This is a genomic window from Streptomyces sp. NPDC044033 (genome assembly GCF_056434425.1).
Window position 1 is genome coordinate 16,336 of the sequence record NZ_JBWKFF010000020.1, and the last position, 14,445, is coordinate 30,780.

Here is a 14,445-nt window from a genome sequence, read left to right on the forward strand (position 1 = left end):
ACGACCGCCCGTCATCCGGCGGGCAGCCGGTCCAGCCGCCGCAGGATGACGCCCTCGCGCAGCGCCCATGGGCAGATCTCCAGCTCGGCCACCCCGAAGAGGTCCATCGCGCCCTCCGCGACCAGTGCGCCGGCCAGCAGCTGGGGCGCCCGGTCCGCGGAGACGCCGGGCAGCTCGGCGCGCTGCTCGCGGGTCATCCCGGCGAGCCTGGGCACCCACTCCTCCAGCGCGGCGCGGGACAGCGAGCGCTGCGCGTACAGGCCCTCGGGGGAACGCGCCGCGCCCGCGATCCTCGCGAGCTGCTTGAAGGTCTTGGAGGTCCCCACGATGTGGTCCGGCGCGCTGTGCCGGGCGAAGTCGCCGATGACCCGGGCTATCTCGGCCCGTACGTGCCGGCGCAGCGCCCGTACGTCCGCGGGGTCCGGCGGGTCGCCGGGCAGCCAGCCGGCCGTGAGCCGGCCCGCGCCGAGCGGCAGGGAGGCGGCCACGTCCGGGGTCTCGTCCATGCCGTAGGCGGTCTCCAGGGAGCCGCCGCCGATGTCGAGGACCAGCAGTCTCCCGGCCGACCAGCCGAACCAGCGGCGGGCCGCGAGAAAGGTGAGCCGCGCCTCTTCGGGGCCGGAGAGCACGGACAGCGCGACGCCGGTCGCCTGGTGGACGCGGGCGAGGACGGCGTCCGCGTTGGCCGCCTCGCGGACGGCGGAGGTGGCGAAGGCCAGCACGTCCTCGCAGCCCTTGTCCTCGGCGGCCTGGAGCGCCTTGCGGACGACGTCGACGAGGCGGTCGATGCCGGCCTCGCTGATCGCGCCGCCGGTGCCGCCGCCGTTCGTGTCGCGCTTCTCACTCCCGTACTCGGCGCCCTCGCCGCCTTTCCCGTGATTCCCGCCGGCCTTTTCGTGGTCCCCGGCGTCCTTTTCCAGGAGTTCGGCAAGCCGCAGATCCGCCTTGTGGGAGTGGGCGGGCAGCGGGCGCGCGCCGGGGTGCGCGTCCACCACCAGCAGATGGACGGTATTCGAACCCACATCGAGGACACCGAGTCTCATGGACGGAACGCTACTGCGGGCCCGCACGGCGCATAGGCTTGCGGGGTGGCGAAGACGAAAAAGGCGAAGCGGGACAAAGAAGTGAAGAACACGGCGAAGAGAGCTGAGACGGCGCAGCCGCAGCCGTCCGACGAGGTCGGTCTGGACTTCGCCCGCGCCTGGGTCGAATTCCCCGACCCGGCCGACGACGAACAGGTTTTCCGCTGCGACCTGACGTGGCTGACGTCGCGCTGGACCTGCATCTTCGGGCAGGGCTGCCAGGGCATCCAGGCCGGGCGCGCGGACGACGGCTGCTGCACGCTGGGCGCGCACTTCTCGGACGAGGACGACGAGCGGCGGGTCGCGCTGCACGTGGACCGGCTGTCGCCGGAGGTCTGGCAGTTCCACGACGAGGGCAAGGCGTCCGGCTGGGTCGAGGTCGACGAGGACGGCGAGCGGCAGACCCGCCGGTACGAGGGGTCCTGCATCTTCCAGAACCGCCCCGGCTTCGCGGGCGGCGCGGGCTGCTCGCTGCACATCCTCGCGCTGCGCGAGGGCCGCGAACCGCTGGAGACCAAGCCGGACGTCTGCTGGCAGCTCCCGGTCCGGCGCACGTACGACTGGATCGACCGCCCGGACGACACGCGGGTGCTCCAGGTCACGATCGGCGAGTACGACCGCCGGGGCTGGGGCCCCGGCGGCCACGACCTGCACTGGTGGTGCACGTCGGCGACGTCCGCGCACGGCGCGGGCAAGCCGGTGTACGTCTCGTACGCGCCCGAGCTGACGGAGCTGATGGGCGAGGAGGCGTACGAGCGGCTGGTCGAGCACTGCGAGGCCAGGCTGGCGGCGCAGCTGCCGATGGTGGCACCGCACCCGGCGGACTGAGGACCGGGCCGCCGGGCGCGCCGCGGCCATCTCACCCGCCCCCCGCGGGCGCCGACGTCGGGGCCGGGGGTGTCGGGGTCGGCGTGGTGGGGCTCGGGGACGGCGGGGTGGGCGTCGGGGTGGGGGTCCGGCCCCGGCCTTCGACGGTGATCACCGCGCCCGCCGGGGCCACGGAGATCCGGGCGGTCCACGGCCCCGCGGGCTCCCGCGCGTGGTCCACGCCGACCATGATCGTGACGGTCTGCCCCGGCTCCAGCGCTCCGGACGACCTGCTGAGGCTCAGCCATGGCGCGTCGGCCGAGGCCGACCAGCGCACGGCCCGCCCGCCGCTCGCCGTGAGCGTCACGGCCGTACCGTCCCCGCTCGGCTGCGCGTCGACCGTGAGCCGCCCGGGGCCCGGTACGGGGCCGGGCCTCCCCGGCGCCGAGCCCGCGCCGGACGGTCGGCCGCTCTCGCCGTCCGCTCGGCCGCCCTCGCCTTCGCCGTCCTCGTCGCCGCCGCTCCCCGGCGCGCGACTCGCGCCGGGGAGCGGTCTCCCGTCGGCGCCGGTCACCTCCACCGACACGCCCGGCGACGGGCTTTCCGCCGGATAGCGGGGGACGGCGCGGTCGCTGCGCACGCTGCCCGCCTTCTCGTACGGGCGCCCGTCGAGCCCGTCCGGCGAACGGGCCGTCACGGACGTCGCGCCGTCCTGCCCCTCCCCCGTCTCCTGTGCGCCGCGGTAGGCGGCCCACAGGGCGAGAACGGGCGCGGCCACCACCGCCGCGACCACCGTCGTCGTCACGGCGCGGTTGCGCATCCGGCGGCGGCGCGCGGCGCGGTCCTTGGGGGCGAGGGGGAAGCCGCTCCGGTCGAAGCGCGGGCCGGCGAGCGTGGTGCCGCGCGCCGGGCGTGTCCGCAGCGCGAGCTGCATGGCGGCGTGCGCCGCCGGACGCGGCGCTTCCAGTACGGGCAGGGTCGCGGCGTCGGCCACCATGCCGGGCCACGGTCCGCCCGCGGTGGCCCGCTCGGCGGTGCGGCGGCAGTCGCCGCACTCGTCCACATGGCGCACCAGCTCGCTCCGGAGCGCCGTGCCCAGCAGCACGTGGGTGTCCTCGGCGAGCCGGGCGACGACCTGGCAGTTCCCCAGTTCGACGACGGCGAGCGCGGTACGGGTCCGCTCCACCTCGCACGCGGCGGCGGACAGCAGGGCCCGCGCCGCGCCCTGCTCCATCCGCAGCACGGTCGCGACCTCGGCCGGGGAGAGCCGGTGGCGCACGGCGAGCTCCAGTGCCTCGCGCTGTTCGGAGGAGGTGCCGGCCGCCTCGGGCCAGGCGAGCCGGGCGAGCTCGCGCCGCCGCTGTACGGCGGCGGCCTCGGACATGCCGTCCGCGTCCGAGGCGGTCGCGGTGTCCGAGGCGGTCGCGGTGTTTCCGCCGTGTCCGGCGTTGAGCTCGGCGAGCTTGCGCAGACAGGTCCAGCGGGCGAGGGCGTACAGCCAGGGGCGGCGCAGCCCCTCCTCGTCGGGGCAGCGGTCGTCGCGGCGCTCGGCGAGGGCGAGCACCTCGCCGAGCACGGCGGTCGCCGCGTCGTGCTCGCACAGTACGGAGAGGCAGTAGGTGAACAGCCCGTCCAGATACGGCTCGTACCGCGCGGGCGGCTCTTTCACCGGCTGAGACGGCTGGGACGACTGGGATGGCCGAGATGGCTGAGACGGCTGCATTGGCTGAGACGGCAAGGGCGCCGACCGCGGCTGCGACGGCGGAAGCTCATGGGGCAGAGGAGACAGAGGAGGCTGCGACGACTGGGGCTCATGGGGCAAGGGGGACTGCGACGGGTGGGGCTCCTGAGGCGATTGGGGCGCACGGCGCCGCGCCCGGTGTGCGCCGGTGGAGTGCGTCGGGTGGTCGGGCCTGCTGCTCATCACCCGGCGACGGTAGAAGGACGATGCAGATCACCTCGCGCCTCTTGCTCCCTTTTAACCCTTACGGGTGACCATCTCCCTCAAAAGAGGACACGAACCCAACCTTTCGTGATGGCGCCTCCCGCTCACCTGGCAGCCCCTGACACCCCCTGCGCTGCCTGCGCCGGCTGCGCCGCCTGGGACTGTCCCGCGTCATTCGGCGTTGTCGGACCCTGCCGCTAGCGTTACCGCCATGGCAACCCGTAAAGCGTCCGCCAAGGACCGGCCCTCCTACCGCTGCACCGAGTGCGGTTGGACCACCGCCAAGTGGCTCGGCCGCTGCCCGGAGTGCCAGGCGTGGGGCACGGTCGAGGAGTTCGGCGGCGCTCCAGCGGTCCGTACGACGGCGCCCGGCCGGGTCAGCGCCGCCGCGCTGCCGATCGCCCAAGTGGACGGGCGCACGGCCACCGCGCGCTCCACCGGCGTGGACGAGCTGGACCGCGTGCTGGGCGGCGGCCTCGTACCCGGCGCGGTCGTGCTGCTCGCGGGCGAGCCGGGGGTCGGCAAGTCGACGCTCCTGCTGGACGTAGCGGCGAAGGCGTCCTCCGACGAACACCGCACGCTCTATGTGACGGGCGAGGAGTCGGCCAGCCAGGTCCGGCTGCGCGCCGACCGCATCAACGCCCTCTCCGACCACCTCTACCTCGCCGCCGAGACCGATCTGTCGGCCGTGCTCGGCCACCTCGACACGGTCAAGCCCTCCCTCCTGGTCATGGACTCCGTCCAGACGGTGGCGTCCTCGGAGATCGACGGGGCGCCCGGCGGCATGGCCCAGGTCCGCGAGGTGGCGGGCGCCCTGATCCGCGCCTCCAAGGAGCGCGGCATGGCCACGCTCCTCGTCGGCCACGTCACCAAGGACGGCGCCATCGCCGGCCCCCGGCTGCTCGAACACCTCGTGGACGTCGTCCTGAGCTTCGAGGGCGACCGCCACGCCCGGCTGCGCCTGGTGCGCGGCATCAAGAACCGCTACGGCGCGACCGACGAGGTCGGCTGCTTCGAGCTGCACGACGAGGGCATCACCGGCCTCGCCGACCCTTCCGGCCTCTTCCTCACCCGCCGCTCCGAGCCCGTGCCCGGCACCTGTCTGACCGTCACCCTGGAGGGCCGGCGCCCCCTGGTCGCCGAGGTCCAGGCGCTCACCGTCGACTCCCAGATCCCCTCCCCCCGCCGCACCACCTCCGGCCTGGAGACCTCCCGGGTCTCGATGATGCTCGCCGTGCTCGAACAGCGCGGCCGGATCAGCGCGCTCGGCAAGCGGGACATCTACAGCGCCACGGTCGGCGGCGTGAAGCTCTCCGAACCGGCCGCCGACCTCGCCATCGCGCTCGCCCTGGCCAGCGCGGCGAGCGACGCCCCGCTGCCGCAGAACCTCGTGGCGATCGGCGAGGTGGGGCTCGCGGGCGAGGTCAGACGGGTCACGGGCGTACAGCGCCGGCTCGCCGAGGCGGCGCGCCTCGGCTTCACCCACGCCCTCGTACCGAGCGACCCGGGGAAGATTCCCAGCGGTATGCGGGTACTGGAGGTCGCGGACATAGGGGACGCGCTCCGGGTGCTGCCGAAGCGCGTACGCCGGGAGGCCCCACAGGAGGAGGACCAGCGCCGGTAGACTTTGCCCGGGTCTCGCCCGTACGCCCGCGTACACGCGCCGGAGGGGCGGGCTGCGGCACCGTTGACCTTGCGACCGGAGGAGTGCAGTGGCAGCCAACGACCGGGCATCGGGCCCCGGCAGGGCCGGGGGAAGCTCCGGTGCCGACGGCCTGATGCGCGCCACGCTGAGCGCGGTCGCCCCCGGCACCGCCTTGCGCGACGGCCTGGAGCGCATTCTCCGCGGCAACACGGGCGGGCTCATCGTGCTGGGCATGGACAGGACCGTCGAATCGATGTGCACGGGCGGCTTCGTCCTGGACGTCGAGTTCTCGGCGACCCGGCTGCGCGAGCTGTGCAAGCTCGACGGCGGGCTGGTCCTCGACAAGGACATCACCAAGATCGTGCGGGCGGGGGTGCAGCTCGTTCCGGACGCCTCCATCCCCACCGAGGAGACCGGCACCCGCCACCGCACCGCGCAGCGCGTCTCCATCCAGGCGGGCTTCCCGGTCGTCTCCGTCAGCCAGTCGATGCGGCTGATCGCGCTGTACGTGGACGGGGAGCGGCGCGTCTTGGAGGAGTCGGCGGCGATCCTCTCCCGCGCCAACCAGGCGCTCGCGACCCTGGAGCGGTACAAGCTCCGCCTCGACGAGGTCGCGGGCACGCTCTCGGCCCTCGAAATCGAGGACCTGGTGACGGTCCGCGATGTCACGGCGGTCGCCCAGCGCCTGGAGATGGTGCGCCGTATCGCCACCGAAATCGCCGAGTACGTCGTGGAGTTGGGCACCGACGGGCGGCTCCTCTCGCTCCAGCTGGACGAGTTGATCGCCGGTGTCGAGCCGGAGCGCGAGCTCGTCGTGCGCGACTACGTCCCCCAGCCCACCGCGAAGCGGACCCGTACGGTCCCCGAGGCGCTGGCCGAGCTCAACTCGCTCACCCACTCCGAGCTGCTGGAACTCCCCATCGTGGCCCGTGCGCTGGGATACAGCGGCTCGCCCGAGACCCTCGACTCGGCGGTCTCGCCGCGCGGCTACCGACTCCTCGCGAAGGTGCCCCGGCTGCCGGGCGCCATCATCGAACGCCTCGTGGACCACTTCGGCGGCCTGCAGAAGCTGCTCGCCGCGAGCGTCGACGACCTCCAGGCCGTCGACGGCGTCGGCGAGGCCCGCGCCCGCTCGGTCCGCGAGGGCCTCTCCCGGCTGGCGGAGTCCTCGATCCTCGAACGCTACGTGTAACGGCTCCACGGGAAGCAGCCGCGTCGGGCACGGCAGTAGGGCCGCCCGGGGGAACGTTTCCCCCGGGCGGCCCTACTGCCGACTGCGCGTTCCGGCGCCTGCTGTGCGCGCGCCGGGAAGGTGTCGGCGGTGCGGCTGCCCGGGCGGTCGGGGACGGCCGGGGTCCACGGGTCCACGGGTCCACGGGTCCACGGGTCCACGGGTCCACGGGTCCAGGATGCGGACCGCGCCCGATTTCGACGCGAGGTTCGCGCTTCGCGCTCCGGGTGATCACGGCCGGTCTCCGCGAGGAGCTGGCGCGCCGGCGCGCGGCGTGAGCAAACGGGCTCACCGAACCCGTCCCGCAGGGGAGCAGAGCGGAGCCCCCGGCCCCCGGCAAGCCGCGCCTCCGCGAGTCGGCCCTCCGAGGGGGCCGGCCCTCCGCGGGTCAAGTCTCCGCGGGTCAGTCCTCCGCGAGGACGAAGGATCCCTGCGTCTTGCCGAGCCCCGGGATCTCCGCCTCGATCAGGTACGTGCCGGGCTCGACGGAATCCGTGGCCGGGGTCGCGCAATTGGCGGCGCTCGGCTTCCGGTCCCACTCCACGGTGCGCTTGGTCTCGCTGCCGCCCGCGACCTCGATCGGGACCGGGCCGCTGCCCTTCGGGCAGTCGCCCGAGGACCACACCGGCTTGTCGGGCTCCTCGGTCGGCGCGATCTTCAGCAGGGCGGACTTCACTCCGAAGTCGACCTTGCAGGCTCCGCTGCCGGTGTTCTTGGCGATGACCTCGAACTTCGGCTTCTCGTCCGGGGCGTAGGTGTTCTTCACGCTGCGCACCGTCAGATGGACATCGGAGGTGCTGCACTCCGGCAGGCTCGACCCGGCCGGTACGGCCTTCCCGTCGCCGGCCCCGAGCACGCCGGGGCCCGCGGCCCCGCCCGAGCCCGTACCGCCGCCGCTGCCCCCACTGCCGCCGCTGCCACCGGAATCGGAACCGCCGCTTCCGCCGCCGCTGCCGGACTCGTCACGGCCGCCCGGCCGTTGGCTGTAGTGCGTGCCGGACGGGGTCGGCCCCGGCGTGATGGTGCTGGTGGAGCCGGAGTCGTCGCCGTTCGACCCCTTGCCCTGGTCGTCCTTGCTGCCGCTGCCGCTGCCGCCCAGACTGACGGCCCACACCACCAGCAGCACCAGCAGCGCGATCAGGGCCAGCGCAACTGACCTCCGCCGCCAGTAGATGGAGGAGGGAAGCGGCCCGATCGGATTGCGCAGAGATCCCACGCGAAGACTCTACGAGAGATCCGCCACGGCACCAGCCAATACACCCCGTGGGGCCCCGTACTTTTCTCATCATCTGCCCGGAAGCCGTGCTCACAGGCGGCACAGGGGCCGTCCGGCCCGCGACACGCCGACGCCGCCCGACGGACGGCGGAGCGGCGGAGCGGCGGGTTGTACGGACGTACGGGCTCCGAGCCGCCGTCAACGTGACGCGGACCACTCCCGCTTGTGCCCGAACCCCTGGGCGTTGTCGATCAATCTGAGCCAGTCGGGGCGCAGTTCCCACAGGGCCGTGGCCTCCATGGCCGCCCGCAGCCGTTCGGAGGCGACGGTGAAGGGGAAGCGCTCCGTGTACGTACGCCAGGCGTCCGCCCGTTCCGCGCCCGCCAGCCGTCGGCAGCCGCCCCGGCCCTGCACCCCCGTCAGCTCCGTCCACTCCTGACCGTCGCGCTGCACCGTGAAGGCGGCGCGCGCGCCGGGCGCGTCGAGGGCGCGGCCGTGCCGGGTGGAGGTCGAGGTGACGAAGTACAGGACCGGCGCGTCCGCGTCGCCGCCGCGCGCATACAGCACGGCGCTGGCCTGCGGGCCGTCCTCGTCGGCATACGCGAGCGTCATCGTGGTGTGCCCGTCGAGCGCCCGCAGGATGGGCCCGGCACCGCCCGTGTCGGGTGTGCCGCCGGTGTCGGCCTGGGTCATCGTGAACTCCTCGGGGCAGGCGTCGCGCCACGTGGCGTACGGCATACGGCATACAGCGCTCGGGCACGGTGGAGCGCCCGGCGCCGATGACATTGGAACACCCGCGCCCGCCGGAGCTCCCGCGGCCGTGGCGGGGACGGGGACGGGGCGGGGACAGGGCGGGGACAGGGCCGGGGCCAGGGGCGGGAGCACAGGCCCGAGCGAGTGGGGACGCGCGTCCGACCCGGGGCATGCCGCACGGTCCCGCCCGGGCGTGCCAGGATCGATGAGCCATGACTACGACGCCAACGCCCACCACGCCCCCGACGCCGGCCGCCGCCCCCGCGTCCCCGCCCCCCGCGGCCCTGCACGCCGCCGTCATCGACTGGTTCGACACGCACGCGCGCGACCTGCCCTGGCGCCGCCCCGACGCGGGCCCCTGGGCCGTGATGGTCAGCGAGTTCATGCTCCAGCAGACCCCCGTCAGCCGGGTGCTGCCGGTGTACGAGCAGTGGGTGGCGCGCTGGCCGCGCCCCGCCGACCTGGCCGCCGAACCGCCCGGTGAAGCGGTACGCGCCTGGGGCCGGCTCGGCTACCCGCGCCGCGCGCTGCGGCTGCACGGCGCGGCGGCGGCGATAGCGGAACGGCACGGCGGGGACGTGCCGAACGACCACGCCAAGCTGCTCGCGCTGCCCGGGGTCGGCGAGTACACCGCGTCCGCCGTCGCCTCCTTCGCGTACGGGCAGCGGCACGCGGTCCTCGACACCAACGTGCGCCGGGTCTTCGCGCGCGCCGTGACCGGCGTGCAGTACCCGCCGAACGCCACCACCGCCGCCGAGCGCAAGCTCGCCCGCGCCCTGCTCCCCGAGGAGGAGTCGACCGCCGCCCGCTGGGCCGCCTCGACCATGGAGCTGGGCGCGCTGGTCTGCACCGCACGCAGCCCCGCCTGCGCCCGCTGCCCGATCGCCGCGCAGTGCGCCTGGCGGGCGGCCGGGTCACCGGCGCACGACGGCCCGGCGCGCCGCGGCCAGACCTACGCCGGTACGGACCGGCAGGTGCGCGGCAAGCTGCTGGCCGTGCTGCGCGAGGCGGTCGGGCCGGTGGAGCAGGCGGTGCTGGACGGGGTGTGGGACGAGCCCATCCAGCGGGCGCGCGCGCTCGACGGGCTGGTCGCGGACGGGCTCGTCGAACCGCTCGCGGACGGGGCGTACCGGCTGCCGCTGACGTGACGACGGAAGTCGCGGCTTCCGTGGCCGCGGCTTCCCTCGCCGCGACTCCCCTCGCGACGGCTTCCGTAGTCGCGGCTTCCGCGATGACGGCTTCCCTCAGCGCGGCTTCCGCGATGACGGACGCCACGGCTCATGTGACGGCTCACGTAACGGCTCGCATGACAGCGAACGTGACGACGGATGTATCGGCTCACGCAACCGTGGGCATGACGATGGACGTAACGGCTTCCCCGACCGCGGACGTAACGGATCATGTCGGCTGCCGTAACAACAAACGTCACAACCGCCCCACAGTCTCCAACTGCCGCCATTCTCGGGGCCTTTCACCCTCGAAACCCGGTCCCGAAGCCGTCACCGGACCGTCACCGTCCGACACCCGGACGAACGCAATGTCCGGTTCGTTCCCCCTGTTACACAACCTATGGACAGCTGTGCACATGCCGAAGGGCTATCGCACATGGCGCTGCAACAGCGCCTCCGTAGCGTCCTCTACGTGCTGGACGACCACCAGCGTGACGCGGGGAACGCAAGCGGAATGGAGGCTGCTCGGATGGCTGGCAGCGGCAAGGTTCTGGATTTTGAGGAGTACGTTCGCAACCGGCAGGACGCGCTTTTGCGCAGCGCCCGCCGCCTGGTTCCGGACCCCATCGACGCTCAGGACCTCCTCCAGACCGCGCTGGTGCGCACCTACGGTCGCTGGGACGGCATAGCCGACAAGTCCCTGGCCGACGCCTATCTCCGACGCGTCATGATCAACACTCGCACGGAGTGGTGGCGCGCCCGTAAGCTCGACGAGGTGCCGACCGAGCAACTCCCGGACGCGAGCGTCGAGGACGGCACCGAGCAACACGCCGACCGCGCACTTCTGATGGACATCCTCGGAGTCCTCGCCCCCAAGCAGCGCAGCGTCGTCGTGCTGCGACACTGGGAGCAGATGAGCACTGAGGAGACGGCGGAGGCGCTCGGCATGTCGACCGGCACGGTCAAGAGCACGCTGCACCGGGCGCTGGCCCGTCTGCGTCAGGAACTGGAGAGCCGCGACCTGGACTTCCACGCGCTGGAACGAGGCGAGCGGGGGCAGGAACGGTGCGCGGCCTGAAAAAGCCGGCTCCTCCCAAGCCAGCACTGATCACCGGCGGCACGGTGGCCTCCATGGCCGCCGCCGCCTGCCTCGTGCTGTCCGGCTGCAACGCGAGCGGCGAGGGCGTACGGAAAGAGGGCCCCGCACAGAGCGAGAGCGCGGCCAGAGCGAAGCGAACACCATCGGCGTCGGCCTCCCCCTCCCAGGAGAAGGTCGACGCCATCGCGCTGATCAAGGCGGACCCGAAGGTCAGCCCTCAGATCAAGCGGGGCCTCAAGCCCTGCACGAAGAACCAGTACCCCGTCGACGTCTCGTACGGGCAGCTGACCGGCTCGTCCCGGACCGACATCGTGGTGAACATCCTGACCTGCGGCGACTCCTTCGGCGTGGGTGCCTATGTGTACCGGCCCAAGGGCGACTCCGACTCGTACGAGAACGTGTTCTCGGCCGAGCAGTCGCCTGTCTACGCCGACATCGACCGCCGTGACCTGCGGGTGACCAAGCAGATCTACGCTTCAGGGGACGCGATGTGCTGCCCGTCGGGCGAGGACGTGTTCACGTACCACTGGACGAAGAACAAGTTCCAGGAGACGGGGCGCACGCACACCGACTACAGCAAGACCGTCAACGGCGACGACAAGGACGACCTCCCCAGCACGGGAACGGAGGGCTAGAGCAGCGGTGGCCGATACACATGTGCTTTTCGTCGAGGACGACGACGTCATCCGCGAGGCCACGCAGCTCGCCCTGGAGCGCGACGGCTTCGAGGTGACCGCCGTGCCGGACGGGCTGACCGGGCTGGAGAAGTTCCGCGCCCACCAGCCGGACATCGCGCTGCTCGACGTGATGGTGCCGGGGCTGGACGGCGTCAGCCTGTGCCGCCGAATCCGCGACGAGTCGACCGTCCCGGTGATCATGCTGTCGGCGCGCGCCGACTCCATCGACGTCGTGCTCGGCCTGGAGGCCGGCGCCGACGACTACGTCACCAAGCCCTTCGACGGCGCCGTGCTCGTCGCCCGCATCCGGGCGGTGCTGCGGCGCTTCGGCCACGCCAGCGGGCCGGGCGGCGCCTCCGGCGCCGACGACGCGCAGTTGGAGGGCGGCGTACTGACCTTCGGCGACCTTGAGGTCGACACCGAGGGGATGGAGGTGCGCAAAGGAGGCCGGTCCGTCGCGCTGACCCCGACCGAGATGCGGCTGCTGCTGGAGTTCTCGGCCGCGCCCGGCACCGTGCTCTCCCGCGACCGGCTGCTGGAGCGGGTCTGGGACTACGGCTGGGGCGGCGACACCCGCGTCGTCGACGTCCATGTGCAGCGGCTGCGCGGCAAGATCGGGCAGGACCGCATCGAGACCGTCCGCGGCTTCGGCTACAAACTTCGAGGCTAGCCTCTCCTCATGGTGCCGCACTCCCTCGGGGAAAGCCCCCTCGCGCCCCGGCAGCCACCCGCTTCGCCCCGGCCGGGCCGCGTCGGCTCCGGGCGGCCGGGCCGCGCCGGTACGCCCGGGCCGAGGGCGCGCGCCTGCCGGGCCGCGCCGCGCGGCAGGGCACGGGGCGTGGCTCGGTGAAGCTCGCCCTGCGCACCGGGCTGCGCTGGAAGGTCAGCCTCGCCATCGCCGGGGTGGGCGCTCTCGTCGCCATCGCGCTGAGCCTCGTCGTACACAACGCCGCGCGCGTCTCGATGCTCGACAACAGCCGCGATGTGATGGACCAGCGGGTGCAGGACGCCCAGCGCATCTACGACTCCACCCACCGGCTGCTCTTCCGCACGAAGATCGACGACCCGGCGCTGCCGCAGCAGCTGCGGGAGGCCGCCGCCGTCGGGCTGCGCGCCACCTACCTCCAGGACTCGGGCGGCGCCCCGGAGGTATGGGCCTCCGTACCGCTGCGCGACGGCAAGATCCTCTCCGTCCACACCCGGTTCAAGGACCGCTTCGCGATCCTCGACGAGCTGGACAAGGCGCTGGTCATCGGGTCGATCTCGGTGGTGCTCGGCGGCTCCGCGCTCGGCATCCTGATCGGCGGCCAGCTCTCCAGCCGGCTGCGCAAGGCGGCCGTCGCCGCCCGCAACCTCGCCGAGGGCGAGTCGGACGTCCGCGTACGCGACTCCATCGGCGGCCGGGTGCGCGACGAGACCGACGACCTCGCGCGCGCCGTGGACGGGATGGCCGAGGCGCTCCAGGACCGGCTGGAGGCCGAGCGGCGCGTCACCGCCGACATCGCGCACGAGCTGCGCACCCCGGTCACCGGCCTGCTCACCGCCGCCGAACTGCTGCCGCCCGGCCGCCCCACCGAGCTCGTACGGAACCGGGCGCAGGCGATGCGCACGCTCGTCGAGGACGTACTCGAAGTGGCGCGGCTGGACGGCTTCGCGGAGCGGGCCGAGATGCAGGACGTCGAACTCGGCGAGTTCGTGATGCGCCGGGTCCGGGTCGTCGCCCCGGACGCCCACTGCCGGGTCATCCGGGACGCCTACGTCTCCACCGACCCGCGCCGCCTGGAGCGCATCCTCGGCAACCTCCTCGCCAACGCCGCCAAGCACGGCAAGGGGCCGTTCGAGGTCACGGTCGAGGGCCGGGTGCTGCGGGTCCGCGACCACGGCCCGGGGTTCCCGGAGGAACTGCTGCGGGAGGGCCCGAGCCGCTTCCGTACGGGCAGCAAGGACCGCGCGGGCAAGGGCCACGGCCTGGGCCTGACCATCGCGGCAGGCCAGGCCAGGGTCCTCGGCGCACGCCTGACCTTCCGCAACGCCGACCCGGTCGCCGAGGGCGGCACCGGCGCCGTCGCGGTGCTGTGGCTCCCCGAGTCGGCCCCCACCAGCACGGGCAGCTTCCCGGTCATCCAGGTCCCGGACTGAGCCGGGGCCGGGAGCGGGGCCCGGACCGGAGCCCGGATCGGAGCCCGGATCGGAGCCTGGAGCGGGCCGGCCCCCCGCTGAGCCGGTGCGGGCCGAGACGGGCAGAGGACAGGCCGAGACGGGCCGAGGACGAGCCGAGGCGGGCCTTGGGGCCCGAGCGGCGGCTCAGCGGGTACGGCCGGGCGGCGGCGGACCGGTCTACTCGGTGCACTCCCCCCAGCCCTTGCTCATGTCCATCTGCTCGCTCGGCTGGGTGAGCGCGAAGCAGTTGCCCGAGTCGTCCTGGAAGACAGCCTCGATGCCATACGGCCGCTCCTGAGGCTCCTGGAGGAACACGACGCCCCGCGCCCTGAACGCCTCGTAGTCGCCCTTGACGTCGTCGGTGGTCAGCACCCCGGGGCCCAGCGCCCCCTTGGCGACCAGCTTCTTCACCATCTCGACGGATTCCTTGTCCAGCCTGCCCTCGGTGGGCAGCGACAGCGTCAGTTCGAGGTCCGGCTGGTTCTTGGCGCCGACGGTCAGCCAGCGCATTCCGCCGTCGCCGCCGATGGTCATGTCCATACGGACCTCGAAGCCGAGCTTCTCGGTGTAGAACTCCTTGGCCCGGTCCTGGTCGAGCACCCAGACGTTGCCGATGGCGAGACCCTTGATCATGACGCGCTCCTAGGGATGAGGTCCGTCA

13 protein-coding genes are annotated in these 14,445 nt (G+C 73.3%); 8 read left to right on the plus strand and 5 right to left on the minus strand.

Annotated features, from left to right (window positions below):
• Nucleotides 1-11: 11 nt before the first annotated feature.
• Nucleotides 12-1,043 (minus strand): Ppx/GppA family phosphatase, encoded by a 1,032-nt coding sequence (locus AC07AB_RS29880; RefSeq protein ID WP_478573230.1) that lies wholly within the window; start codon nucleotides 1,041-1,043, stop codon nucleotides 12-14.
• 45 nt (nucleotides 1,044-1,088) lie between these two features.
• On the opposite strand from AC07AB_RS29880, the gene AC07AB_RS29885 reads away from it, so the two are divergent.
• Nucleotides 1,089-1,910, plus strand: coding sequence for a DUF3109 family protein (locus AC07AB_RS29885; RefSeq protein ID WP_478573233.1), 822 nt, complete (start codon nucleotides 1,089-1,091; stop codon nucleotides 1,908-1,910).
• A gap of 31 nt (nucleotides 1,911-1,941) precedes the next feature.
• On the opposite strand, the gene AC07AB_RS29890 is transcribed toward AC07AB_RS29885, so the two are convergent.
• A complete protein-coding gene (locus AC07AB_RS29890; protein WP_478573236.1) occupies nucleotides 1,942-3,612 on the minus strand; it encodes a BACON domain-containing protein in 1,671 nt (556 codons plus the stop codon).
• 433 nt (nucleotides 3,613-4,045) lie between these two features.
• On the opposite strand from AC07AB_RS29890, the gene radA reads away from it, so the two are divergent.
• Together radA and disA are read left to right on the plus strand one after the other, a co-directional pair.
• Complete coding sequence (gene radA, locus AC07AB_RS29895; protein ID WP_478573239.1) at nucleotides 4,046-5,458, plus strand: DNA repair protein RadA; 1,413 nt, start codon at nucleotides 4,046-4,048, stop codon at nucleotides 5,456-5,458.
• Between the two features lie 88 nt (nucleotides 5,459-5,546).
• Nucleotides 5,547-6,671, plus strand: a complete 1,125-nt coding sequence (gene disA, locus AC07AB_RS29900; protein WP_478573242.1) for a DNA integrity scanning diadenylate cyclase DisA — start codon at nucleotides 5,547-5,549, stop codon at nucleotides 6,669-6,671.
• Nucleotides 6,672-7,113: 442 nt separating this feature from the next.
• Here disA and AC07AB_RS29905 read toward each other — a convergent pair whose 3' ends face one another.
• Nucleotides 7,114-7,926: a hypothetical protein gene (locus AC07AB_RS29905; protein ID WP_478573245.1), complete on the minus strand. Its 813-nt coding sequence runs from the start codon at nucleotides 7,924-7,926 to the stop codon at nucleotides 7,114-7,116.
• Nucleotides 7,927-8,124: 198 nt separating this feature from the next.
• Nucleotides 8,125-8,664 (minus strand): pyridoxamine 5'-phosphate oxidase family protein, encoded by a 540-nt coding sequence (locus tag AC07AB_RS29910; protein ID WP_478573248.1) that lies wholly within the window; start codon nucleotides 8,662-8,664, stop codon nucleotides 8,125-8,127.
• A 227-nt stretch (nucleotides 8,665-8,891) separates the two neighbouring features.
• Between AC07AB_RS29910 and AC07AB_RS29915 the strand changes: the two genes are divergently transcribed.
• From AC07AB_RS29915 to cseC, 5 genes are all read left to right on the plus strand, one after another.
• On the plus strand, nucleotides 8,892-9,827 hold the full coding sequence (locus tag AC07AB_RS29915) for an HhH-GPD family protein (protein ID WP_478573251.1): 936 nt from the start codon (nucleotides 8,892-8,894) through the stop codon (nucleotides 9,825-9,827).
• A 550-nt stretch (nucleotides 9,828-10,377) separates the two neighbouring features.
• Nucleotides 10,378-10,926 (plus strand): SigE family RNA polymerase sigma factor, encoded by a 549-nt coding sequence (locus AC07AB_RS29920; RefSeq protein ID WP_363135313.1) that lies wholly within the window; start codon nucleotides 10,378-10,380, stop codon nucleotides 10,924-10,926.
• Between the two features lie 53 nt (nucleotides 10,927-10,979).
• A complete protein-coding gene (locus tag AC07AB_RS29925; protein WP_478573253.1) occupies nucleotides 10,980-11,582 on the plus strand; it encodes a hypothetical protein in 603 nt (200 codons plus the stop codon).
• Between the two features lie 7 nt (nucleotides 11,583-11,589).
• Nucleotides 11,590-12,294: a two-component system response regulator CseB gene (gene cseB / locus AC07AB_RS29930; protein ID WP_478573256.1), complete on the plus strand. Its 705-nt coding sequence runs from the start codon at nucleotides 11,590-11,592 to the stop codon at nucleotides 12,292-12,294.
• Between the two features lie 134 nt (nucleotides 12,295-12,428).
• Nucleotides 12,429-13,763, plus strand: coding sequence for a two-component system sensor histidine kinase CseC (cseC, locus tag AC07AB_RS29935; RefSeq protein WP_478573580.1), 1,335 nt, complete (start codon nucleotides 12,429-12,431; stop codon nucleotides 13,761-13,763).
• A gap of 198 nt (nucleotides 13,764-13,961) precedes the next feature.
• Here cseC and AC07AB_RS29940 read toward each other — a convergent pair whose 3' ends face one another.
• Nucleotides 13,962-14,417: a VOC family protein gene (locus AC07AB_RS29940; RefSeq protein ID WP_478573258.1), complete on the minus strand. Its 456-nt coding sequence runs from the start codon at nucleotides 14,415-14,417 to the stop codon at nucleotides 13,962-13,964.
• Nucleotides 14,418-14,445 lie beyond the last annotated feature (28 nt).

Bases quoted from the DNA above. Each gene is read 5' to 3' on its own strand.
- AC07AB_RS29940 (WP_478573258.1), bottom strand. From the start codon at position 14,417: ATGATCAAGGGTCTCGCCATCGGCAACGTCTGGGTGCTCGACCAGGAC.
- radA (WP_478573239.1), top strand. From the start codon at position 4,046: ATGGCAACCCGTAAAGCGTCCGCCAAGGACCGGCCCTCCTACCGCTGC.
- AC07AB_RS29920 (WP_363135313.1), top strand. From the start codon at position 10,378: ATGGCTGGCAGCGGCAAGGTTCTGGATTTTGAGGAGTACGTTCGCAAC.
- AC07AB_RS29880 (WP_478573230.1), bottom strand. From the start codon at position 1,043: ATGAGACTCGGTGTCCTCGATGTGGGTTCGAATACCGTCCATCTGCTG.
- AC07AB_RS29915 (WP_478573251.1), top strand. From the start codon at position 8,892: ATGACTACGACGCCAACGCCCACCACGCCCCCGACGCCGGCCGCCGCC.
- AC07AB_RS29925 (WP_478573253.1), top strand. From the start codon at position 10,980: ATGGCCGCCGCCGCCTGCCTCGTGCTGTCCGGCTGCAACGCGAGCGGC.
- AC07AB_RS29910 (WP_478573248.1), bottom strand. From the start codon at position 8,664: ATGCCGTACGCCACGTGGCGCGACGCCTGCCCCGAGGAGTTCACGATG.
- AC07AB_RS29890 (WP_478573236.1), bottom strand. From the start codon at position 3,612: ATGCAGCCGTCTCAGCCATCTCGGCCATCCCAGTCGTCCCAGCCGTCT.